At 75.4% G+C, this 423-nt stretch carries 1 protein-coding gene; it reads left to right on the top strand.

Features of this window, described 5'->3' with window-relative positions:
• Positions 1–423 (top strand): FAD-binding protein (locus ACKVMH_RS13635; protein WP_412700684.1); only part of this gene is annotated, 423 nt, incomplete at both ends.

Raw genomic sequence — 423 nt, 5'->3', positions numbered from 1 at the left:
GCGCGACATCGTCGCCCGCCGCGTCTGGCAGGCCGGCCGCGATGGCGGCGCGTGGCTGGATGCCACCGCGCTCGGCATCGACTGGGGGGTCGAATTCCCGACCGTGCTGGCGGCCTGCCATGCGCACGGCATCGACCCGTCGCGCGAACCGGTGCCGGTGACGGCCGCGGCGCATTTCCACATGGGCGGGCTGGCCACCGACGCACTCGGGCGCACCAGCCTGCCGGGACTGCACGCGGTCGGCGAGGTCGCATGCACCGGTGTACACGGCGCCAACCGGCTGGCCAGCAACTCGCTGCTCGAAGGGGTGGTGTTCGGCCGCCGGTTGGGTGCGCGGTTGGCCTCCCTCCCGAGTCCGATCGCCGGCGGCGGGCCGGTCGCGCTGGCCGCACGCGGGCCGGCGCTCGAGACCGGGCGTTTGCA

The organism is Lysobacter zhanggongensis (assembly GCF_046638635.1).
GTDB classification, from domain to species: Bacteria; Pseudomonadota; Gammaproteobacteria; order Xanthomonadales; family Xanthomonadaceae; genus Novilysobacter; species Novilysobacter luteus.
Note: the sequence above shows the minus strand (reverse complement) of the source record. Positions and strands in the feature narration are given on the sequence as shown.